Source organism: Campylobacter concisus, from assembly GCF_003048675.2.
Classification (GTDB): Bacteria; Campylobacterota; Campylobacteria; order Campylobacterales; family Campylobacteraceae; genus Campylobacter_A; species Campylobacter_A concisus_F.
Window position 1 is genome coordinate 338,644 of the sequence record NZ_CP060707.1, and the last position, 21,847, is coordinate 360,490.

Here is a 21,847-nt window from a genome sequence, read left to right on the forward strand (position 1 = left end):
TAAATTTTTAAAAGGATTTGTGCTGTGAAATTTGCTATAAAAGAGAGTTTGACCCTGCGTAAGTCGCAAGGTCAAGGTTGATTATTTTAAATTTGTGTAAGATTTCTCGTAGTCAGATACTGGAATCTTGTTTTCCTTAACAAGCTCTTGATACCAGTAGTGGTGAAGTACATAAACCTCTTCTTCTTCTTTGTATCCAGTGACCATTGACCAGATAGCGCCATGTATAGCGATCGCAGCCATATAAATATGAACTAGGAAAAATACCGCACAGACGATACCAAGGCAGTTGTGGATAACTACGCTATATCTTAGAAGATCGATTTGAGAGATACCAAACCAACTAGCAACTGCAGGCTCTTTAATATCCATGAAATACATAATCGCACCAGTGATGATCATCACGATACCACCAGGTATAGCGATCCAGTACCATGCCTTTTGACCAGCGTTAAATTTACCAGCAGGGACTGGTTTTTTCTTCTTTGATAGATAACCACCAACTATCATCATCCATCTGATGTCATAAACAGCCGGAAGCATTCTGATAGTCCAAGCAAATAACATAGGAAGCACAGAAATAGCAAATATAATAGTCGCTATATCGTGCAAGTATCTACAGAAACGCACAAATGTGCCACCACCAAGCTCTGCACCCCACATGATGATGATGCCAGTTGGCACTAAGATGATCCAAGAGATCGCAGCTAAGCCGTGAGCTATACGTTCGATCAGTGAAAACGCAAATACTTTTTTGCCATCGTGACTAAAGTGTTTTGGTCCGATGATCAAGAAGTGTAGCACGAACGCGCCGATAACAGCTAAAATGATAGAAAGTGCAGCTATCGCGAAGTAGTCGTTGCCTTGTATAAAAGTAAATATCGGGCCCCAGCCATGCTCATAAGGCTTGATATTTTCTATCCTCTGTGCTGCCCAAATGGTGCTGTCAAATTGATTGACGCCAGTTGGTCCTTCAATGGCCATTGCCGCAACGGACAATGTAAAAAGTAGAGTAAGAATTCTCGTCATTTTATTCCTTTATTTGCTAAAGCTTAAATGATTTAAGCTTTGGTTAAATATGCTAAAATCACACAGCTATGCCGTTTTGTGGCTATTATATCAGAGCTAATCACAAGCAAACCTTAGCAAAAAAGATTACTAAAATTTTTATAAAAAATATTTAAGTTTTGTTAATTTTGATAAACGCTGATATAAATTTTGAGCAGTAAAAATCTCAATTTTTTACCTAAAAACGTGGTTAAACTCAAATTTGGAAATGGTACTAGATAAATTTGAATATTTTTATCAAAAAGCCAATGATTTATAAATTTAGCTTTTTAGCTCAAAATACCTTATTAAATTTATATTTTCTAAAAATTGAATTAAAATATCAAAAGCATTTTAGATCTCTATTAAAAGGCGAAGCAATGGACATTTATGCCCTTATCTTTGATGATTATGAGACGCTTGATCTTATGGGGCCGGTCGAATTTTTAGCCAGAGTGCCTGAGCTAAATTTAAATTTTGTTTCATTTGAAGGTGGGGCAAAAAGAAGCAAGCAAGGCTTTCTTATAAAAACAAAAAAGTTTAGCAAGATGCTAAAAGAGAGCGTTTTGCTACTCCCTGGAGGTCAGGGCACAAGGGCGCTTGTAAATGATAGTGAGTTTGTCTTAAAGCTTAAAGAGTGCGTTTTGGCATCTAAATTTTGCCTAAGTGTATGCACTGGCTCGGCGCTCATCGCTCGCACTGGAGAGCTTGACGGCTTAAAGGCTACCTCAAATAAAAGATCGCTTGAGTGGGTAAAAAGTTGCGGCAAGGCGGTAAAATGGCAAGAGCGCGCTAGGTGGGTGAGGGCAGGTAAATTTTACACAGCTTCAGGCGTGGCTGCTGGTATGGATATGGCGCTTGGCTTTATCAGTGATCATTTTGGCAAGGAGCTAGCCCAAAATATCGCAAACGAAACTGAATACAACTGGCAAAAAAGCTCAAAGATAGATAAATTTGCCAAAATTTATGGGTATTAAATTTAAAGCGGTTTGCGGTTTTTAGTAAATTAAATTTAGTGATGTAGCTTTAAATTTAAAGTAGTTTGTAGCTCACAGAACTAGCTAGAAATTCGCCAAATTCGGCGAGTTTAAATTTTAAAATAAAAATAACTTTGCCAAAAATGCCACCAAGATAAATTTGTAGAAATTAAATTTAGCCCATCTTTTTATATTAAATACAAATCCAAAAAGTTTTAGAGCTTAAATTTAGGCGGTAGTCCAAAGCCATTTTGGCAAATTTGCAGGGCAGATAAATTTGACCTAAATTTAAAAAGCCAAATTTACCTTCAAAAAATAAATTTCAGCCTAGTTTCTGCGCCTATACTCTTCGTATCCAAATTCACGGATCATTTTAACCTCGCCATTTTCTTTTAGAAGTATCAGATCAGGCAGTTTTATGCCGTTAAATGTCGTATTTTTCACGATCGTGTAGTGGATTTGATCTTCAAATATTATGCGGTCGCCGATTTTTAGCTCGCTATCAAATTTATACTCCGCATCGCCAGCCTCAAGTCCCACTATATCGCCAGCTAGGCAGGTATTGCCGCCAAATCTATAAGCAAATTTGCCATTTTCGCTCTCGCCCCTAACGGCCGGTCGGTAGGGCATTAGCACAGTATCTGGCATGTGCGCCTCGGCTGAGGTGTCAAGGATGGCGATATCTCTCTCGTTATGCACGATGTCAAGCACGCTACTTATCAAAAAGCCAGTCTGCCAGCCCACGGCCTCGCCAGGCTCCAGATAGACCTCTACGCCGTATTTCTCGCGGAAGCGTCTGATGATATTTATAAGCAGCTCCACGTCGTAGTCGGCTCTCGTGATGTGGTGGCCGCCGCCCATATTTATCCACTTCATCTTTGGTATAAACTCGCCAAATTTCTCTTCAAACGCCTCTAGCACGACTTGCAAGCTGCTCGCACTCTCCTCGCAAAGTGCGTGAAAATGAAGTCCAGTGATGCCATCAAGAAGTTCTGGCTTAAAATTTGCTCTCGTGATGCCAAGCCTGCTAAATTTACCGCATGGATTGTAGCTATCAGTTGGGGCTAGCGAGACTTCAGGATTGACCCGCAGGCCGCAGATGATGCCATTTTGTAGGGCAATACCCTTGAATTTTTGCCACTGCGCAAAAGAGTTAAACGTAATGTGCTTTGAAATTTTTAAAATTTCATCAAAGTCCTCATCTTTAAAGGCTGGACTATACGTGTGGATCTCGCCTTTTAGGTACTCGCTTGCAAATTTAGCCTCATGAAGCCCACTGCAAGTCGCTCCGTCAAGGTATGAGCCCACCAAGTCCATCACTCCGCTAAATGCAAAACCCTTAAGTGCCACTAAAATTTTAGCTCCACTTTGCTCTTTTACATACTTCAAAAGCTCCAAATTTTTACGTACTTTGGCCTCTTCACAGACGTAGGCTGGGGTTTTTATGCTTTTTAAAATTTCGTTCATTTGCTTTCTCTTTTGTAAATTTTCAAATAAGTATATCTAAATTTATTTTTAAGTAAAATCAGCAAAAATTTCAAAGGATAAAATGTGGTAGAGATCGAATTTCTTGGGCCTATCGGGCTTGAGAGTATAAAAGTAGAAGCAAAAAATTTAGGCGAGGTAAAAGCGGCTTTAAGCGAGAAAGAGGAGCTTAAAAAGTGGCTAAATATCTGCGCTGTGGCTGTAAATGACGAGATCGTGAGCGATATAAATTTCGCTCTTAAATCAGGCGATAAAATTTCTATCTTGCCACCAGTTTGCGGAGGCTAAAATGCAAATTTATAATGGAAGCTTGGATGTTCAAAGCATCACAAACGAGTGGTATGATAAATTTAAAGATAAAAACTGCGGCGCACTCATCACTTTTGTAGGCATAGTAAGAGAAGAGGGCGGAATTTCGGCGCTTAGCTTTGATATCTATGAGCCGATCCTTAAAAAATGGCTAGATGCTTGGCAGGAGCGAGCCAAAAAAGAAAATGCCTACGTGCTCTTTGCTCACTCAAAAGGCGATGTGCCCGTGCATACAAGCTCTTATGTAGCAGGTGTAGTAAGCCCTCAAAGAAAGGTCGCGCTAAGGCTTATAAACGAGTTTGTCGAGGACTTTAAGGCAAATGCGCCGATCTGGAAATATGACGTGATAAATGGCGAGAGAATTTACGCCAAAGAGCGCAGCCAAGCGATAAATGGCGCCGGACTTTTGGCATAAAAGGGCAAAAATGATAACCAAAGAGAGTAAAAAAGATGTTTTTTGGGCGCTAGCCTTTGGGCTTGGGCTCTTTGTCTTTAGTATTGTTGGCTACTTTTATCTTGATCTTGGCAAGCCCTCTCTTTTTGGTGTCATTGTTGGCGCCGTTTCAGCCTTTTTTTGCGTGAGAAAAATTTTGCAAAACAACTTTTTTGAGATAGATGATGATGGATTTGTCATCACAAAAGGCTCAAAAAATATCAAATTTTTCTTCAAAGATATCGACGAGATCGCCATTAAAAGCTTTGGCGATAAGAAAAAAGTCGATGCGCTAAGTGTTAAATTTAGAAAAAATCGCCTAGATAGAGATGCTTGTTTTGGGCTAGTTCAGGCACTTGGCGATGATATGATCGTTATTTTTGACAGATACGAACTCTCACAATTTACACTTTCAAAAGAGATTCGAGATAGGCTCGCTAAATTTAAAGATAGGGCATAAAACTCTTTAATTGGTATAACTTTCAAGTTTTTCGTGGTCGATGATGAGAAATTCGTGCGGTGTGATCTTTCTGATGATGTCGTCTTTGATAAGCTCGTTAAAGGCTGTTGAGGCGCTTTGACGCTTGAGACCAACAAAGCTTGAGAGCACTTTTAGAGAAAATGGCAAAAATACATATCGGTAGCCATTTTGTTTTAGATCTTGCTCATTTGCAAGCTCGATTAAGAAATTTGCAATCCTGCCCTTTGCGTCCTCAAAAAGTATCGACTTTGTGATCTGGCGCTGCACGATTATGGTGTTTAGCGTGGTTGTTAAAATCTCGCTTGCAGCTTTTTGATTGTGCAAAATTTCGCCGATATTATCTAGTCTAATGACGTAAATTTGGGCATCTTCGAGCACTTCAAAGGCGCAGTTGTCATCGAGTATAGCGATGTTGTTTTTTTCTAAATGATAAAGGATAAATTCCTCGCCATCTTCAAAAAATGAGAGCTTTGCTGAGCCGTTTTTTAGGATAATTATCTCGATATCTTCTGTGTAGATTGTGCTTGTTTTTGGCAGCTCTTTAAACTCAAATTTCTCCAGCTCATCTTGTGTCAAGATATCCAAAATATGCGTTTGCAAAAGCCCTAAGCGTGATTTTTTCATCTTTCTCCCAAAAAAGTCTAAGGGCAGATTTTACTTTATAAAGCATTTAAATAAGTTGAAATTTCTCTTTTTTAGTGTTACTTTTTTTCAAATCTTTTTTAAAATAGTGATAAATTCGGGGGTTTTGGCTGCATAAATTGCAACCAAATTTAAAAGCCATGAAGCTCTTTTATCTTCTCATCTATCGGTTTTTTGTGCCCATCTTTTGTCACGCTAACATAGGTCGCGATGGCGCTTGTGACGTGTATGCTCTCTCTAAAACCGCCGTCATTTAGCCTAAGTGCAGTCACTTCTATCTGCGTTGTTATCGATGTTTTGCCAACTGCGATGATCTTTGCATAGCAGCTTAGCACGTCGCCAACAAAGACTGGTTGTTTAAAGATGATCTCTTTCATAGAAATTGTCACAACTCGCTCAGGCGAAATTTCTCTAGCAGCCTGAGCACCTGCAAGGTCTATCTGACTCATTATCCAGCCACCAAAGATATTGCCAGCTGAGTTTGTATCTTTTGGTAGCATCACTTGCTTGATGCGTGGCTCGCCAAAGTCCTTTAAAATGTCCATTTTTTGCCTTTTAGATTTTAAATTTTTGGTAAATTGTAGCAAATTTTAATGGCTTTATGCTAAAATCCTGCAACTTTAAGGGATGAAAAGATGAATGATTTTAAAAGACTAAACGAACTTACAAAAGAGCAAAAATCCAAGTTAAATGCGATTTATAAAAATTTAGACAACGAGCTTATAAATGAGGCTGTGAAAATTTGTGCTCTTGCTGGCACGCCGAGCCAAAAACTAGCCCTTGCAAGAAGGATAGTTGATCTTAAAGTTGATCCACTTCAAAATGAGCTAAAAAAGCTAAATTTAGGCGAGGACGAGCAAAAACGCGTGCTAAATTTGATCTATGGCTACGTTAGAAATTTATATGAAAATCTGCACGCCCAGCTTATAAAAAAGGCACGTGATGAGCAAATTTTAGACCAGTTTTTTCAAGCCTTTGTAGAGGCTATGCATGAGCTTGGGCTTAGTCTAAATGCGTGGCAAATTTCATGGCAAGAAAAGATAATAGACACTACAAATAAAGAGTTTGAAGCTAAATTTAAAGATTTAAGTGAGGCAAATGAGTTTATCACTAAAAACGGCTTGTTTCAGTGTGATAGTAATGGCGTAAGAGCTGATAGAACTTACGGCGCAGTTTGCAAAGAGGGTGAGAAATTTAGCTTTTTGCCTTACGCGCTTGCCTTTAAAGATGAGGTTAGAGAGCTTAAAAAAGTATTTGCAAAAAATCTTGAAATTTTAAGAAATTTAGCCAAAAATGACGAGCAAAAATCTTATGTAAAATACCTTGAAAAGCTGCAAAATGCCTTTTGTGAAGAGGATAATGCTAAAGTGATAAATGCTTGGCAAGAGGCTGAAATAGCGTGGATGGATGTAAAAGGCGCGCTTCAGCCAGGCCACCCGCTAGAGTACTACGAGGATGCCTACACGCACGCAGTCGCACTTGAGTGGGACATCAGGCTGGTCGATAGCGAGGGCATTGACGAGCTTAAATTTAAAGAAAAAGTGGCAAAAACTTACAAAAGCGTTTGCGAAGAGATCAAATTTGATAACGCCGAGACAAACAGGGCAGTTAGCGAAAATATCGCTAGAACGCAGCTTTATATAAGCGTGCCGATGATCTATTACGCAGCCGAGCTAAACGGACTTTTTAGCGCTCAGGTCGTGCCAAATGATGAGAGCGTGAGTGCAAAATGTGGCAAGAAAATTTTTGCCTTTGTAAATCACGTCTATGAGGGCGCAAAGGCAAAGCCTTTTATGAAGCTTGGGGCTGAAATTTTTAGCAAGGAATTTTTGGATTTTGGTAGAGAAATTTTATTTTTAAAGCCAAAAATTTGGAAAAAAGTATATGAAATTTCAACGATCGGTCATGAGTTTGGGCATATCCTCTTTATCGGACTTGATACTGAGATGAGTATGAATAAAAGTGGCGTCTTTAAATTTATAGAAGAGTACAAGGCAACGACTGGTGGGCTGGTAAATTTCTTCTTGCACGAAGAGGCGGAGTATAAAATGGCCGTCTTTCACGAGCTAATAGCTCGCGCGGTTGGGCTTATCGCGTGGCGAAAGGTCGATGAGGTGAGGGCTTATTATTGCGAGGGGCTCATACATCTTAGCTTGCTTTTTAGGGCTGGAGTGCTTAAATTTGACGGCAAGCTAAGCGTGGATATGAGCGAGCAAGCCTACGCTAAATTTAAAGAAATTTGCTTGCAAAACTACTTCGATCTAGCGCAAACATACGCCAAAAAAGATGATGCGAGCACGTTTTTGGAGAAATTTTGCCAAAAAGATGAGCAGAGCTATCTGCCAAAAGATGAAGAGTGTAAGAAATTTGTTGAGCATTTTTACGCTAGATACGAGGCTATCGGCAACGATGTCGATGATAGCGGCGAGTGGCAAAGGTGGCAAAAGCTAGCCCAAGAATCGGAGAGTGGCCGTGCTTGATAGGATAACAAATTTTCACAACGGCTCGTTTTTATTTATATTTGTCCTGATTATTGCTTATTTTTTTGCTATTTATCTGGGAGATCAGTTTTATCTGACAGCTATATCGGTCGGCACTGATGTAGTGATCGCCTTGTTTTTGTTCTTTTTTTTAAAAAGTAGTAGAAATTTAAACTCATACTGGACCTATATATTTTTAGCTATCGCGAGCTGGGCGCTGGCTGATATCCTTTTATTGCTTTATGATAGATCGCTTCTTATGCAAGGAAACATCTCCCGCACGGATCTTATGCAAATTTTATATTTGATCCCATTTTTTATGTTTCTTGTATCTGCTATTGCTTTTTTTGCAAGAATTTTAAAAAGAGTGATATGGCAGCAAGTCGTGGTAGATGCGCTTGCTTTGATGCTTATTACGGTTAGTTTTTTTTGGTTTGTAGTTTTTGATAGAAGTCTAGCAGTAGCGCTTAATAAAGAATTCGTAACTAGCCTTTCATACATCATAATGGATATTTTTATCTTTTGCTTTGTCTTTGTTGTCGCATTTTCATTAAATTTCGTATCAAAAAAACCAGCTTTTAGCTATAAAAGAGTTAGCCTACTTTTATATTTATTAGCCTTGCTTATCATTTGCATTTGCGACGCATACTACTCATCAAAGGCCTTTTTGACACATGGCGGCACAAATGTTCATTATGAGTTTTTCTTTAAAGTTGCGTTTTTTATTATATTTGTAGCTTGCTTACACCTAAAAGAAAACGAGGCAAATATCAAGATAAGAAGCTACAGAGAAGACTATACAAGGGCGCTTATATATAAATTTGTCACCTTGCTTTTCATCTCTTTACTTTTTTTGGGAGCTGCTAATACCGATAAAATTTACTCAGTTTGGATAGTCTTTCTACTTATGGTTTTGCTAGCCTATGCAGCGCTAATTTATAGTATCTCAAGCACAGTTGCTATGAGGGATTTAGCTAGATCTGAAAGACATATTATCGCTCAACTTGACGAAGAGATCCAAGATAGCTTAAAAGAGCTTGAAGAGAAAAATGAGCGCTTAAGGCAGCTTAGCGAATTTGACTCACTCACTGGGCTTTTAAATAGACAGTCATTTTTAAGCAAACTATCAGAGATGATAAAGACCAAAGCGCTTGGCGAAAAGATAGATATTTATAGCATCGACATCAACCACTTTAAGGCTATAAATGACTCATACGGCCACTACGTGGGTGATGAGGTGCTTTTGAAATTTTCTAAAAATATAAAAGCAATCTTGCCAGAGGGCGCTATCGTCTCAAGGTTTGGCGGCGATGACTTTATGATAGTTTTAAAGCAAAAAAATGAGGGGCATTATAGAGAATTTTTATACTATCTGCTAAACATCATAGCCGAGCAAATCTCAGTTGGCGATTATAAGATAGCTCTTGGAGCAAAGGTTGGCGTTAGCTCAACGCAAACAAGTGAAATTTTAGCTGATGATCTTATCATGCAAGCTGGAGCGGCACTTGATGCAGCAAAAAGAGATGTTAATACAAAATATGTCTTTTACGATGATATAAAAGAGATCATTCAGGAGAAAAACTACATAGAAATTTTGCTAAATTCTATGAATTTTGATGAGGAATTTAGCCTAAATTTCCAGCCGCAGTATCTACTAAATGGTAAAAAGATAATAGGTGCTGAGGCTCTTATAAGATGGAACTCTCCAGTAAAAGGCTTTGTAAGTCCGGCTAAATTTATCCCAGTAGCCGAGCAAAGCTCAATTATAAATACAATAGGAATATGGGTGGCAAAAGAGGCCATAAGGCAGATGAGCTACTGGAACAAAAAGTATGGTATCAGCCTAAAAGTTGGCATCAATATCTCGCCAAAACAGGTTGATAATGTAAATTTTGCATCGGATATCTTTGGCTATGTTGAAGAATTTGGTATGGATCCAAAGTGCGTTGATATCGAGCTTACAGAGGCAAGCCTCGTCAATGCCGAAGAGATCATGCAAACAGTCTTAAAGAAATTTTCAGATAAAGGCATGAGTATCTCGATCGATGACTTTGGCACTGGTTTTTCATCGATGAACTACATCAAAAAATATCCACTAGATAGGCTAAAGATCGCAAAAGAGCTAGTTGATAACATCGCTATAAATGAGATCGATAGAGACGTTGTAAAAAGCGTTATAACGCTAGCTAAAAATATCGAGCTAAAGACGATCGCTGAGGGTGTTGAGGATGAAACTCAACTTGAAATTTTAAGAGAGCTAGGCTGCGATGAGATACAAGGTTATTTCTGGGGCAAGCCGATGAACGCTAAAGACTTTGAAGAGCTCATAAGAAGCACGCTTGATCACATCTAAGCTTGTAAATTTACGAGCTTAGCCAATAACGCTTTTGTAGTCTAAATTTTCAAAAAGCAGTAGCTCTTTTTTGCTCTCTTTTATAAGTGTTTTTACTAGCTCTGAGGTTTCTTTATTTTTTGGCAAGACAAGATGGATTTTTTCATTTATAAAGATGACAAAGATATTTTTAAGCTCGTAAATTTCACTTACATCTTTTATATCAAAAATTTCATTTTCTTTTGGCTCATTTTCATAAAATGCCAAATTTTTTTCATTTACTTCAAAGATCATCTCTTTTTTAAAGTCTGAAATTTCTAAGCTTTTTAGCGCCACTCTTCGTCTATTTTTTAAAAAAATTGGATAAAAAATCAAAAAATAGCAAAAAAATGACGCCGATAATAGTAAAAATTTTTGGTTTTTTTAAAAAGCATATCAGCGATAAATCCAGCTATAATGGCCTCCGTAAAAAAATCATAAAAACATTTATAAAATACTGTTTTTCTAGCCTTTTTGAGAAAAATAGATTAAATGCTTTGTAGTCTATTAAATTTTTCTCCAGATAAGACGATATTACATTTCATGATTAACCTTAAAGAAAAATTTGCAAAATTATAACTAAAAATAAGGTTTGAAATAGAATAAACAATGGAGAGAAACATTTTTTTTACGTCAAATTCGTCACTTATCCTAAGACAAAAACAAATTTTCTATGCCGTTATAGCTCTTTTTATATTTTCTCAGTTTGCCGGCATTTTAAACTATAAAAATTTTGAAAATTTGTTGATATTTTTGGGCTTTGTTTTTGTAGTTTTTGGTATCTACATCTCCATGAGCAGATCAAAGCTTAAAACTATGCACTGGCTTGCTGCATGCTTTGGAGTCTTTATCTGGACTATTATTGACGCCATTAGGAGTGTCAATGAAGACTTTCTTTTAAGAAGCAAAGAGCAAATTTCTTATCTTCATTTTTTCGATCTACTCCCTATGTTTTTACTCCTAGCTGCTGTTGGTATATTTTTTGTGGTCAAATTTATAGCTAGCGATAAAAAGATCCTAGTTCTAGCCGATAGCTTTAACGTTCTTTTGCTAGTTTTCACGCTTGCTTATTGTATTGTTGGAGATATGGGCGATTTTAATATATTGATCCATCCTAAAAGCCCTAGTGAGCTTGCTGCTAGCATTGCTATTTTTGTAAATTTATCTATTTTATTCATCGCTCTTAGTGAAATTTTTAATAGCAACCATCTTTATATTAGACATAGCGGCTTTTTCTTGATAATCGCAAGTGCGATTTTTACGCTATTAAATTTATATGTTTTTTATAATGAGCTTATAAACAAAGGGCATGATTTTACTCTGCACTCTATCTATCTTGTGCCATTTTTTCTCTTAATGCTCGGGGCTTTTTACTTAAGGGGTGATAACAAGCGTATAAGCGCAGCAGATGTTGGCATAAAAACAACATCTAAGCTCGTGCCTATTATCTCAGCTGCACTAATACTAATAAAAACTGACCTCTCATCTTATGTTGATCTGCTTATAATTTTTGTTGTTGTAGCTGGGGCGGTTATTAGCTATTTTATGAAAGTGCTTGATCAAAGCGAAGAGATATATAACGCAGAGCAAAATTTACATGATGCTAAAAACAAAGAGAAACACCTAAAGACAAACGAACTTGAGATGATAAATTTAAGCTTAGAGGGTGTATCTGAAAAAGACTATCTAACCTCTCTTGGCAACAGAGACTCTTTGCTAAATGAGCTAAAAGGTATGTGTAGTGTTTTGGGCGAGAAGCAAGAGATCGCAGTTTATTATATAAATATAAGTCGCTTTAAAAATATAAATACATCTTATGGACATGAGGTTGGCGATAAAATTTTAAAAGCGATAGCAAAGCGCATACGTGAAGCGTGCAACAGACAAGAGGTCACCGCAAGGATCGGCGCTGATGAGTTCATCGTGCTTTCAAAAATGGAAGAAAATAGCCACACTAAACGCATGAAGCTTGGTATGGAGCTAAGAGATACGATAGAAAAACCTTTGCAAATAGATAAGTATCACTTTGCGATCAAGAGTGTCGTTGGTATCCACGTTGTCACAAGAGACAACATCAGCGATCCTAGAAATATCATCAAAAAAGCTGATATGGCGATGTACTACGCTAAGCAAAATCCAGCCAAAAACCCGATGGTTTATAATAATGAGATAGATAGCGAAATACAACAAAGCTCAAATATAGAGATAGCTCTTAAAAAAGCAAATTTACAAGAGGATTTTGAGGTATATTTTCAGCCGATTTATGACATTAAAAATTTAAAGATCATCTGCGTAGAAGCGCTACTTAGATGGCAGTCAAAAGAGTATGGACAAAAAGAAGCTGGAGAGTTTATGGATATAGCTAGCTTAAATAGCGACATCTTAAACGACATCTGCACGCTTTCTGTCTCAAAAACAGTAGAACAAGCCGTAAGATGGCAAAACAAAAAGCTAAAAGTGCCAAAAATAAGCATAAACGTAGCGCAAATTCAAAGCACATCTGAAAAATTTGTAAATGAATTTATGCTAACTTTAAACTCGCACCACCTAAATCCAAAGCAGTTTGAGCTTGAATTTAGCGAAGATATATGGAAAAACGACCAAGAGACACTTGATAAAATTTTCTCACTTTTGGAGAAAAATAGCATAGATGTTTGTATAGATGACTTTGGATCTGGATATACGTCATTTGTCTATATCAGAAAGTATAAGATCGACCGCATAAAGATAGCAAATGACTTTGTTGCTCAGTCAGTGATCAACAAAAAAGATATGCAAGTAGTCGCTGCTATCATAAATATAGCAAAATCAATGAAGCTAAAAGTGACAGCAAAAGGCGTGGAAAGCCACGAGATAAAAGAGCTTTTAAAAGAGCTTAATTGTAATGAAATGCAAGGATATTTCTTATCTCGTCCGATGAGTGCGGAGGAGTTTGAGAATTCTTTAAGGCAGAATTCTCACATGGTGGCTGATATTTAAATTTCAGCCTTTATCTCTTCGTTTGATTTTACGACCATGCCTGAGCCATGTATCACGCTTGGGATACAGCTTGTGCAGATATCGACCTCTTCGCCGTTTTTGTGAGCGTGGATGAAAACTGCATTTTTATCATCGCTGCTTTTTAGTCCGCAAACGTTGCAAACTACTAGATCTTTCTCTCTCATCTTTTCTCCTTTGAAATTTTGGGTGATTTTACATCTTGTAAGCTTGCATTAAGATGATTTGGGTCAAGCTTGTCGCTTAAGCATTAATTGTTTTTTGTTATAATCATTTAAAATTTAAAAGGTTTAAAAATGGATGAAAGAACTATTGTTTTAGAGATGTTAAAGATGCAACAAAGCCTAAATGACGAGACAAACGGGCTTGGTTGGGAAAATGGCTATACAAATAAAAATAAACTCATAAGCTGGAGGCGTTGCATATATATGGAGTGCGCTGAGCTCATTGACAGCTTTGCGTGGAAGCACTGGAAGAGCATAGATGCCAAGACTAATGAGCAAAATTTACGCATCGAGGTTGTCGATATCTGGCACTTTATAATGAGCCTAGCACTACAAATTTATAAGGCAAAACAGCTTGGCGATGTTGAAACTTTGGCTGAGGATATTTGCCAAGCAAGCGGTTTTAGCGACTTTTGCAAAGAGCCACTAAGTGTCGAAGACGAGAGCATTTACGAGATCATGAACGATGTTGAGATGCTTATACATGAGTGCAGCGGCTTTGACTATGATATCTTTGATATCTTTAAAATTTATTTCTCAATGTCTTTAAAATGTGGCGTAAATTTATACTCGCTTTATGAGTGCTACATCGCTAAAAATGTGCTAAATCGCTTCCGCCAAAACAACGGCTACAAAGAGGGAAGTTATAAGAAAATTTGGAACGGACACGAAGATAACGAAGTGATGAGTGAAATTTTATCAAATGGCGTTAGTAAGATAGATGAAATTTACGCCGCACTTGAGCGTGAGTACAAAAAGGTAAAATGATAAATCTTCTTCGTCTTGGCTTTAAAGACTTTTTTACAGCCAAATTTATAACGCTATCTATATTGCCGCTTTTTCTTAGCATGCTTTGCCTAGCTTGGCTAAGTATCTGGGGAGGCGGCGAGATATTTGACCTTTTAAGTGACGGCGCTAAAAATGAAAATTTTGCCTTTTTAGAGTCAAACTCGACGCTCTCTTTTATAGCTATTAAAATTTTAAGCTTTAGCGCTACAAAGTGGATAGTTAGCATACTTTTTTACGTTCTAAGTACCTTTTTAACGATCATCATTAGTATCGTGATCGCCCTAATCGTAGCTGGCTTTTTAACGCCAGTTGTGGCTAAAGAGATAAACAAAAGGCACTACAACTACGTGCTTAAAAGCGAGGCTAGCACGGCTAGAGTGCTAAAGGTGATGATGGTTGAGATCATGAAATTTCTTGGGATCTTGCTCGTTTGCTTGCCACTTTTGTTTGTGCCAGTTTTAAATTTTTTCATCATCAACGTGCCGTTTTTTTACATCTACTACAAACTTTTGCTAATAGACGTTGGCTCAAACACACTTGATAGCGATAAATTTGAGTTAGCGTTGCTTGAAGGCGGTGGGGTTAAATTTATCGCTTTTACGCTTTTATTTTATCTCATCTCGCTTGTGCCGCTTGTGGGATTATTTTTTCAGCTTTATTTCGTGATAGTCTTGTCACACCTCTTTTATCAAAGAGAGGCGCTAGTTAAAATTTAGAGCCAGAAAGCTCTAAATTTAAGCGTAGTAAGATACTTTTTTGCTCTCATCAAGCAAGGTATCAAATAACCTTTTTGTCGCACTTAGTAGATTTTTATTAGCGTCATTTTTAGCTAAAAGTTCGTCAAACATCTTTAGCATATTGTCATTTATGAAATTTTTGTGATCCATATCTTTTGCGTCAGGCAACATCTGCTTGATCTTGTTTGAAAGCTCACTTATGCTTTGGCTGCTACCTGCGATCTTGTCGCCCTCTTTGACGTTTTTCATAAATTCATCTACTTGCGGGCGAATTTGCTTCATCGCCTCTTCGATCTCTTTCATATCCTGTTCGTCTATGCCATTGCCTTTATAAGCAAACTCATAGCCGTATTCGTGCGTGAGAGTTAAGCTTCTTTGGCTTGAAGTGCCATTTTTCTGGCTTGAAAACTCTAAATTTTTGTTGTCATACATCGAAAAGCTTATCTCGTCGCCTGAGCTAGTCTTCATCGAAAAGCTCATGTTGTTGTAGCTTCCTTGAGAGTAAAAATTTGTTTGCATTTTTAAATCCTTTTGAGGCTAAATCGGCAAATTTTTAATTTCATAAAGCAAAATTTTGTAAAATGCGTCAAAAAAGGACGGGCGATGTGTTGTTTTGGGACTAGGATCTTTTTGCTGATGCTTATCACTGTTTTAAGCTTCGTTTTTGCTAAGCTTTGCCCAGTTTTACCAGTCGTTGGCTATTACTTAATACTTGCAAATTTACTTGCCATTTTAATGTTTTCACTATTTTTTAAAGGGCTTTTGCCAAGCTTCGTAAAGGTAAATGCGATCCACTATTTTTCGCTCATTGGTGGCTTTTTTGGGGCGTTTTTAACGATGCTTGCTTTTAAAAAGGTTGCAAAAGATAAATTTACTCTAATAGAGCTCATTATTTTTACGCTTTGGGTGCTAATAATCGCCATAGTCATCTTTAAATTTCAAACCATTCTTGACATTTTTAGGGGAATTTAGATGGATGAGAGGATAGTTAAATTTTTAAAAAAGATGCACCTTGCAAGCGTTTGCGCCATTGATGATGAGGGTCAGCCTTACGCTTTTAGCGCGTTTTACGCCTTTGATGAGCTAAGCTTTTGCCTTTTACTGGCTAGCTCTGATGAGAGCTCGCATGTTAAATTTTTAAAAAACTCAAAGCTCGTTGCTGGCACGGTCGCTCTTGATACAAAGATCGTTGGCAAGATAGAGGGCGTGCAGTTTCAAGGAGTGATGAGAGAGGCTAGCACAAGCGAGCGAGAAATTTACTTTAAAAGATTTTTTTACGCAAAAGCGATGGATCCAAAAATTTGGTCTATAAGCCTTGAAAAGGTTAAATTTACGAGCAACACTCTAGGTTTTGGCAAGAAAATTTTTTGGCAAAAGTAGCTAAAAATCGCATAATATTTTCGTGTTAGCTTAAAAGATGCTCTTTCTTAAGGCATTCAGAATAACGCTTTTATGAAACGAAAGGTACATGTACCATATAAAATTTTTTTTAAAAATTTTTTACACAAAAGTTACGTAAAATGCCTTTTTTAGGGGGAATTTTAAAAATATTAAAGTGTGATAAAAGAGCATTAAATAACTAAAAATAAACTTAAATTTACCCAAATTTTACTTAATATCCCCAGCCTCACTCTTATTATATAATCGTCGAAAAAATTATTAAGGAGAGTTTTATGGCTAAAGAAGCGGGTGTAGTAAAATCGCTAAGTGGCAAGGCGGTCGCAGTTGATCAAAACGGAAACGAGAGAGAGCTAAAAGTTGGCGACATCGTTTATATGGGCGAGAGTGTCAAAACTAGCGATGCAGCCGATAAAGTAACTATTGTTGCAAATAATGGCAAAGAGCTAACTGTACTAGGCAGTGACACGCTTTCTTTAAATCCAAATACGATAGGCACTGAGGGCTTAGCCGATATAAGCGCATTACAAAATGCTATTTTAAATGGTGGCGATCTAACAAAACTTGAAGAGACTGCTGCTGGTGGTAATGCTGCTGCTGGTGGTGGAGATGGCGTTAGCCTTGGCGAAGCCAGATTTGCTGAGGGTGGTCACTACTCAAACATCAATGAAACTTATAGAAATTTAACTGATACAAATAGAGCTTTTGCTTCATACGATAGCCCAATTGGTGGCTACAATGATGGAAATAGCGGCGATGATACTATAATTCCAAGTGCACCGCTTGTAACTTTCGTAAACGATACTAACAATGACGGCACTTTAAGTAGAGTTGAGCATGGAAACGATACAGATATAAATACGTCTAAAGTTCTTATCACAGTGCCAAATGATGGTACAGTAAGAGCTGGCGATGTGCTAAATGTCACTGTAACTGACCCAGATGGCAATAAAACTGTAACAAATGTTGTTATAACACCAGCTATCATAAGCAGTGGCTATCCACTTGACGCACCTATAAAACCGGGCAAAGTTTCAACAGTAGATGCTACTATTACAAATTTCCAAGGACATGTTAGTGGTAGCAGTGAGGATAGTGTAACTCCAAATAGATCTAGCGTAAGTGTTGAATTTACAGAAGATAGAAATGACGATGGATTTTTAACATATACAGAAAATAAAAATGATGGTAAACAAAATGAGTCACCAGTACTTATAAAAGTAAGTGATGTTATCCCTGGAGATAAGCTTCACATTACGCTAACAAAACCAGATGGTTCGACTGAAAATAGAGAAGTTACTATCGATCAAAATATAATCAATAACGGCTACAAGATGACAGATATGCCAGTTGCTGAAGATAAACTCTCAAAAGTAGAAGCATATGTTACTGATAGTACAAACTCTAACACTTGGAAGAGTGATACTGCATCTGATAGTGTTACACCAGACATAAGACCGACTTTGATATTTACTGAAGATATTGATAATGACACTGGGTTAAGTGATCTTGAAAATGGACGAGATGGCAATTACAGAAGCACTCCAGTAGATATAACTCTTCCAAAAGATGTAGTAGTTGGTGATAAGATCGTTATAACTTATACTGATCCGTTAAATTATAATAACACCAATCCATCAGTTCCACATGAAAAAACAATCACAGTAGAACTAACTCCAGAAATGGTTAGAGATCATAAAGTAACTGGTGTACCACTTGATATATTCCCTGGAGTAAGAACAACTGCTAGTGTTCATGTAGTGGATAAAAATGGTGCTATAAAAAGTGCAGAGTCAGATACAGATAATGTATATCCAATTGGATCAGGATTAAGAATAGAACTATCTGAACAAAAAACTCTTCATGAAATTTCAAGACAAGAAAGTGTTACTAAGATTGATAAGAATTTTAATGGTGTCAATGAAGATTTGGGTGATGAAAAAGTAAATCATACAACTGCAAAGATCACATTGCCAAATAGAGTTGATGATGGTGATAAGCTTACACTTTCTATAAAAACTCCTAAGCTAGACCCTAATGACAGTACAGGCAGAACAGTATTGATGGATCCAGCTGATCCTAGTGGCAAGACACCATTATATGAAAACACCACAAGAGACTTTACTATACGTGTAAACGATAAAGGTGTTATAACTAAAGTAGTAGAGCATACTAATTCTGGTGATGTTGATTACACTCCTTTAAAAGAGGAGCTTAATCAATGGGCTATTAATGTTGAAGGATTTAATGTAAGACACGAAGGCGATACAACTATAAATGCTAGTATCACCCACATAAATCCAAACAGGAACGTTCCTATAGCTCCAGTAGAGGCTTCAGCTAGCTTAGAGTATGTAAAAGCGCCTGAAGTTATCTTTGAAGAGGCTAATGGAGCCAAGACTATGACTAGAGAGCAGGCTATCAGCGACCATGACCTTAATAACACAACAGTTACTATCAAACTTCCTAAAAATGCAGTAAGTGGAGATAAATTAACTGTAACCATAAATGAGCCAAATGAGACTCCTAAAACAAAAGAATATACTGTTGGAATAGACGCGAATGGTAAGTTTTTTGTAAAAGATAGTGCTGGTAATGAAATAAATACAGAAACAGATGGCAGAAGTTTCAAAATTTCTGGTATCAAAACAGCAACTGGCGAAGAAACTAAAGTAACAGCTGAGATAGTAGATAGTGACGGTAGCATCCAACATGCAACAGGATCAAGTAGTGTTACGATTGCTGGTATAAACGATATGGCTATAAGATTTGTAGAAGATGGTGATGGCAATGTATCTCTAACAAGAGCTGAGAGTAAAGACGGAGATAACAAGCTAGACGAAACTACAATCGCAGTAAAAGTACCAAATAACGTTATAAAAGGTGATATAGTAAATGTAACAATAGATGGTGCTTCACCTAAAACTTATAAGGTTACAGGTAGGGATGATCATGGTAAGATCACACTAGAAGATACTTCTACTCATACTTCTATAACCGTAAATGATAAAAATGAGTTTAAGATCGAAGGCGTTCATATAGAAGCTGGTAAGCCTATCAACGTATCTGCAGAGACTACTGATGCAAGCGGTGGCAAAAAAGCTGAAGCACAAAACCATAACACTCTCGAAAAACTTCATGATGATATGAAGATCACTTTTGATGCAGATGATGGTGATGGTATCCTAGGTAATGCAGAAGCAAATGGAACCACTACGATGACAACCATTAAGTTACCTTCAAATTTTGTTGATGGTGATAAGCTCATAATAAACAGTAAAACAGGTAATAATAGTGCACCTGAGGAAATTTATACGATAAACAAAAATAATGGCGTTGTTACTGTTACAAATGATAATGGAGGCGCTCCTCTAATAGTAAATGGCAATGCAGTTAAATATCCTCTAACAAATTTACAAAATGGCGAAGAGACTATTATCACTGCTAAAGTAACTGGTGCTGCTGGCGATGTATCAGAGACAAAGAGCAATATCATACTTGACACCGGTGCTGGAACTGGAACAAGATTTAGACTACTTATCGATGAAGATAAAGATAGAAATGGTGTGCTAGATAGAGAAGAAGCTATGAAAGATCACCAATTAAATACAACTTCTGCTACGCTTCAGATACCAACAAGTGTAAATGTAGGTGATACTATAACAGTTAATGTAGATGGAGGAACTCCTAAAACTTATACAGTTGTTTCAAATGATGGTACAAACGTTACTATAAAAGACGCAGCAACTAATACTCCTGTCACGCTTGAGGCAGGCAACAAGCTAAAAATACCTGATGTTCATATAGACAAAGATCATCCAGCTAAAGTAGAAGCTACTATAAACGGAGAAACAAAAACAGCTGAAGCTAAGCTAGAAACATTTGATGCTACAAATTTAAAGGTTGAATTTAAAGAAGATGATGCAAGTAGAGATGGCAAGATAGATAGAGATGAAGCTGTATCAGTTGATGGCGTAAAAGTAACAACTATAAGCGTTCAAGTGCCATATAATGTTATAGATGGTGACAAAATAGCAGTAACTATCAATGAGCCACAAGCTAATGGCACTATGGCGTCTAGAACTCTACCTTATACGGTTTCAAAAGCTCCTAATGGCGATATATCACTAGTAGATGCGGCTGGCACTCATCCTTTACGTAACAATACTATTGAGATTGGCGATGTTAAAATGCTCCCAGGCAAAGAGACTAGCGCAACTGCAACCATAACAAACGCTGCTGGTGATATGTCTGCAACTTCTCCTGAAGCTAAAGCACAACTTGCTCCACTAAGCGAGGCAGGACTAAACATAAGCATAGCTGCTGATGCAAATGATAATGGCATTATCACAAGAGATGAGTCAAGTAGCAATGCTTCAAAAGTAAAAGTTTCTCTTCCAGGAAGCGTGATAAAAGGCGATAAGATAGATGTTGAGATAACAAATCCTGATAACTCTCAAGCAACTAAACATTACGAAGTTATAGACAAAGATGTTAATGGCAACATAACACTAAAAGAGGCGGGCTCTGCTACACCTATCCATGTCTCTGCAAATGATCCTCTTGTGCTTGATGCAGCTATCGCAGTTGGCAAAGATACAGTGGCAAAAGTAACTCTAACTGATGCATTTAATAATAGCGTAAGTAAAGAAGATAAAGCACATGCTGAGATAGATGTTGTAAGAGGTATTCAATTTACAGAGGATGCAAGTAGAGATAATGCGTTGCAAAGTTATGAAAATTCTAAAGATCAGGACACAACGCCTATCAAAGTTTATCTGAACGAAGATGCAAGAGCTGGCGATACAGTTGAGATCAAATATACTGATCCAGACAATCACGCTCAAACAAAGACAGTAAATCATGTGCTAACAGCTGATGATATGAGTAAAGGTTCATTTGAGCAATCACTTGATATCAACGCAAGATCAGCCTATGATCTAAAAGTTGATGCAACATTTAAAACTTCACAAGGATTAGAGACTAAACTTCCAGCGCAAACACTTCATATAGAGATCGAAGACTATACGGTTAAATATGATGAACACACAACTATGAAAGGTGGCAATAACAATAATGACACTTTAATAGTTGATGGACAAACAGTTGATTTTAGTCATGTGGCTGGTCTTGATGCTAAAGTTGAAAGCTTTGAAAATATCCAACTTCAAGGCAACTCTGAGATCAAATTTAATGCAAATGCAATCTTTGATATCACTGATAATCTAAACACTATCCTTAAGATAAAAGGTGCTGTTGATGAGCATGGCAACTCAACTACAAAGGTCGATCTAGATCACAAATGGACTGCTGATTCTAACTATGATGCTAGTGGCTTTAAGGGCTACTCAAGCGTCGATCAAGTAAGCGGACAAACTATCCATATACAAATAGACGATAAAGTCCAAACAGACCTATAATCCCCAAAAAGTGAGTGCGCTTTAAGCACTCACTTCACTTACCTAACCTCAATTCAC

The 21,847-nt window shown here is 37.4% G+C and carries 19 protein-coding genes; 12 read left to right on the forward strand and 7 right to left on the reverse strand.

Features of this window, described 5'->3' with window-relative positions; translation table 11 throughout:
• Window positions 1-81: 81 nt before the first annotated feature.
• Window positions 82-1,029 carry a formate dehydrogenase subunit gamma gene (locus tag CVT00_RS01750; protein ID WP_021092159.1) on the reverse strand — a complete coding sequence of 316 codons (948 nt, stop codon included), beginning with the start codon at window positions 1,027-1,029 and terminating at the stop codon, window positions 82-84.
• 398 nt (window positions 1,030-1,427) lie between these two features.
• Here CVT00_RS01750 and CVT00_RS01755 point away from each other — a divergent pair, with 398 nt between their 5' ends.
• The gene (locus tag CVT00_RS01755; protein ID WP_103557904.1) at window positions 1,428-2,024 is read left to right on the forward strand and encodes a DJ-1/PfpI family protein; all 597 of its coding nucleotides are present in this window, start codon (window positions 1,428-1,430) and stop codon (window positions 2,022-2,024) included.
• Between the two features lie 327 nt (window positions 2,025-2,351).
• Here CVT00_RS01755 and nspC read toward each other — a convergent pair whose 3' ends face one another.
• Entirely contained in the window at window positions 2,352-3,491 is a 1,140-nt protein-coding gene (gene nspC, locus CVT00_RS01760) for a carboxynorspermidine decarboxylase (RefSeq protein ID WP_103557877.1), read from the reverse strand.
• Between the two features lie 84 nt (window positions 3,492-3,575).
• Between nspC and CVT00_RS01765 the strand changes: the two genes are divergently transcribed.
• The 3 genes from CVT00_RS01765 to CVT00_RS01775 are packed head-to-tail and all read left to right on the forward strand — an operon-like array spanning window position 3,576 to window position 4,711.
• Window positions 3,576-3,797: a MoaD/ThiS family protein gene (locus CVT00_RS01765; protein WP_002941462.1), complete on the forward strand. Its 222-nt coding sequence runs from the start codon at window positions 3,576-3,578 to the stop codon at window positions 3,795-3,797.
• 1 nt (window position 3,798) lies between these two features.
• The gene (locus CVT00_RS01770) at window positions 3,799-4,233 is read left to right on the forward strand and encodes a molybdopterin synthase catalytic subunit (protein WP_009295363.1); all 435 of its coding nucleotides are present in this window, start codon (window positions 3,799-3,801) and stop codon (window positions 4,231-4,233) included.
• A gap of 10 nt (window positions 4,234-4,243) precedes the next feature.
• Entirely contained in the window at window positions 4,244-4,711 is a 468-nt protein-coding gene (locus CVT00_RS01775) for a molybdate transport repressor (RefSeq protein WP_103557878.1), read from the forward strand.
• 6 nt (window positions 4,712-4,717) lie between these two features.
• Here CVT00_RS01775 and CVT00_RS01780 read toward each other — a convergent pair whose 3' ends face one another.
• Window positions 4,718-5,356, reverse strand: a complete 639-nt coding sequence (locus CVT00_RS01780) for a Crp/Fnr family transcriptional regulator (RefSeq protein WP_103557879.1) — start codon at window positions 5,354-5,356, stop codon at window positions 4,718-4,720.
• A 149-nt stretch (window positions 5,357-5,505) separates the two neighbouring features.
• Window positions 5,506-5,919 (reverse strand): acyl-CoA thioesterase, encoded by a 414-nt coding sequence (locus tag CVT00_RS01785; RefSeq protein ID WP_103557880.1) that lies wholly within the window; start codon window positions 5,917-5,919, stop codon window positions 5,506-5,508.
• Window positions 5,920-6,009: 90 nt separating this feature from the next.
• Here CVT00_RS01785 and ciaB point away from each other — a divergent pair, with 90 nt between their 5' ends.
• Both ciaB and CVT00_RS01795 read left to right on the forward strand, forming a co-directional pair.
• Window positions 6,010-7,854 (forward strand): invasion protein CiaB, encoded by a 1,845-nt coding sequence (gene ciaB / locus CVT00_RS01790; RefSeq protein WP_103557881.1) that lies wholly within the window; start codon window positions 6,010-6,012, stop codon window positions 7,852-7,854.
• On the forward strand, window positions 7,847-10,207 hold the full coding sequence (locus CVT00_RS01795; RefSeq protein ID WP_107915510.1) for a putative bifunctional diguanylate cyclase/phosphodiesterase: 2,361 nt from the start codon (window positions 7,847-7,849) through the stop codon (window positions 10,205-10,207). The genes ciaB and CVT00_RS01795 overlap by 8 nt, the downstream gene beginning before the upstream one ends.
• An 18-nt stretch (window positions 10,208-10,225) precedes the next feature.
• Here the strand turns inward: CVT00_RS01795 and CVT00_RS10135 are convergent, their stop codons facing one another.
• Window positions 10,226-10,522, reverse strand: a complete 297-nt coding sequence (locus tag CVT00_RS10135; RefSeq protein ID WP_230853779.1) for a hypothetical protein — start codon at window positions 10,520-10,522, stop codon at window positions 10,226-10,228.
• A 312-nt stretch (window positions 10,523-10,834) separates the two neighbouring features.
• Between CVT00_RS10135 and CVT00_RS01805 the strand changes: the two genes are divergently transcribed.
• Window positions 10,835-13,204, forward strand: a complete 2,370-nt coding sequence (locus CVT00_RS01805; RefSeq protein ID WP_107915311.1) for a putative bifunctional diguanylate cyclase/phosphodiesterase — start codon at window positions 10,835-10,837, stop codon at window positions 13,202-13,204.
• Here CVT00_RS01805 and CVT00_RS01810 read toward each other — a convergent pair.
• Window positions 13,201-13,389, reverse strand: coding sequence for a hypothetical protein (locus CVT00_RS01810; RefSeq protein ID WP_002940779.1), 189 nt, complete (start codon window positions 13,387-13,389; stop codon window positions 13,201-13,203). The two genes, CVT00_RS01805 and CVT00_RS01810, sit on opposite strands and share 4 nt — an antisense overlap.
• 129 nt (window positions 13,390-13,518) lie before the next feature.
• Here CVT00_RS01810 and dut point away from each other — a divergent pair, with 129 nt between their 5' ends.
• Both dut and CVT00_RS01820 read left to right on the forward strand, forming a co-directional pair.
• The gene (dut, locus tag CVT00_RS01815) at window positions 13,519-14,214 is read left to right on the forward strand and encodes a dUTPase (RefSeq protein WP_103557885.1); all 696 of its coding nucleotides are present in this window, start codon (window positions 13,519-13,521) and stop codon (window positions 14,212-14,214) included.
• On the forward strand, window positions 14,211-14,951 hold the full coding sequence (locus tag CVT00_RS01820; protein ID WP_103557886.1) for an EI24 domain-containing protein: 741 nt from the start codon (window positions 14,211-14,213) through the stop codon (window positions 14,949-14,951). The genes dut and CVT00_RS01820 overlap by 4 nt, the downstream gene beginning before the upstream one ends.
• An 18-nt stretch (window positions 14,952-14,969) precedes the next feature.
• On the opposite strand, the gene CVT00_RS01825 is transcribed toward CVT00_RS01820, so the two are convergent.
• A complete protein-coding gene (locus tag CVT00_RS01825) occupies window positions 14,970-15,491 on the reverse strand; it encodes an ATP/GTP-binding protein (RefSeq protein ID WP_107915313.1) in 522 nt (173 codons plus the stop codon).
• Window positions 15,492-15,575: 84 nt separating this feature from the next.
• On the opposite strand from CVT00_RS01825, the gene CVT00_RS01830 reads away from it, so the two are divergent.
• The 3 genes from CVT00_RS01830 (at window position 15,576) to CVT00_RS01840 (ending at window position 21,790) form a co-directional block, all read left to right on the forward strand.
• Window positions 15,576-15,944 carry a hypothetical protein gene (locus CVT00_RS01830; protein ID WP_009294964.1) on the forward strand — a complete coding sequence of 123 codons (369 nt, stop codon included), beginning with the start codon at window positions 15,576-15,578 and terminating at the stop codon, window positions 15,942-15,944.
• On the forward strand, window positions 15,945-16,352 hold the full coding sequence (locus CVT00_RS01835; RefSeq protein WP_107915315.1) for a pyridoxamine 5'-phosphate oxidase family protein: 408 nt from the start codon (window positions 15,945-15,947) through the stop codon (window positions 16,350-16,352).
• A gap of 293 nt (window positions 16,353-16,645) precedes the next feature.
• Window positions 16,646-21,790: a retention module-containing protein gene (locus CVT00_RS01840; RefSeq protein ID WP_107915317.1), complete on the forward strand. Its 5,145-nt coding sequence runs from the start codon at window positions 16,646-16,648 to the stop codon at window positions 21,788-21,790.
• The last annotated feature ends 57 nt before the right edge of the window (window positions 21,791-21,847 follow it).

Coding starts and splice junctions, on each gene's coding strand:
- CVT00_RS01750 (WP_021092159.1), bottom strand. CDS start 1,029: ATGACGAGAATTCTTACTCTACTTTTTACATTGTCCGTTGCGGCAATG.
- CVT00_RS01755 (WP_103557904.1), top strand. CDS start 1,428: ATGGACATTTATGCCCTTATCTTTGATGATTATGAGACGCTTGATCTT.
- nspC (WP_103557877.1), bottom strand. CDS start 3,491: ATGAACGAAATTTTAAAAAGCATAAAAACCCCAGCCTACGTCTGTGAA.
- CVT00_RS01770 (WP_009295363.1), top strand. CDS start 3,799: ATGCAAATTTATAATGGAAGCTTGGATGTTCAAAGCATCACAAACGAG.
- CVT00_RS01775 (WP_103557878.1), top strand. CDS start 4,244: ATGATAACCAAAGAGAGTAAAAAAGATGTTTTTTGGGCGCTAGCCTTT.
- CVT00_RS01780 (WP_103557879.1), bottom strand. CDS start 5,356: ATGAAAAAATCACGCTTAGGGCTTTTGCAAACGCATATTTTGGATATC.
- CVT00_RS01785 (WP_103557880.1), bottom strand. CDS start 5,919: ATGGACATTTTAAAGGACTTTGGCGAGCCACGCATCAAGCAAGTGATG.
- ciaB (WP_103557881.1), top strand. CDS start 6,010: ATGAATGATTTTAAAAGACTAAACGAACTTACAAAAGAGCAAAAATCC.
- CVT00_RS01805 (WP_107915311.1), top strand. CDS start 10,835: ATGGAGAGAAACATTTTTTTTACGTCAAATTCGTCACTTATCCTAAGA.
- CVT00_RS01810 (WP_002940779.1), bottom strand. CDS start 13,389: ATGAGAGAGAAAGATCTAGTAGTTTGCAACGTTTGCGGACTAAAAAGC.
- dut (WP_103557885.1), top strand. CDS start 13,519: ATGGATGAAAGAACTATTGTTTTAGAGATGTTAAAGATGCAACAAAGC.
- CVT00_RS01820 (WP_103557886.1), top strand. CDS start 14,211: ATGATAAATCTTCTTCGTCTTGGCTTTAAAGACTTTTTTACAGCCAAA.
- CVT00_RS01825 (WP_107915313.1), bottom strand. CDS start 15,491: ATGCAAACAAATTTTTACTCTCAAGGAAGCTACAACAACATGAGCTTT.
- CVT00_RS01830 (WP_009294964.1), top strand. CDS start 15,576: ATGTGTTGTTTTGGGACTAGGATCTTTTTGCTGATGCTTATCACTGTT.
- CVT00_RS01835 (WP_107915315.1), top strand. CDS start 15,945: ATGGATGAGAGGATAGTTAAATTTTTAAAAAAGATGCACCTTGCAAGC.
- CVT00_RS01840 (WP_107915317.1), top strand. CDS start 16,646: ATGGCTAAAGAAGCGGGTGTAGTAAAATCGCTAAGTGGCAAGGCGGTC.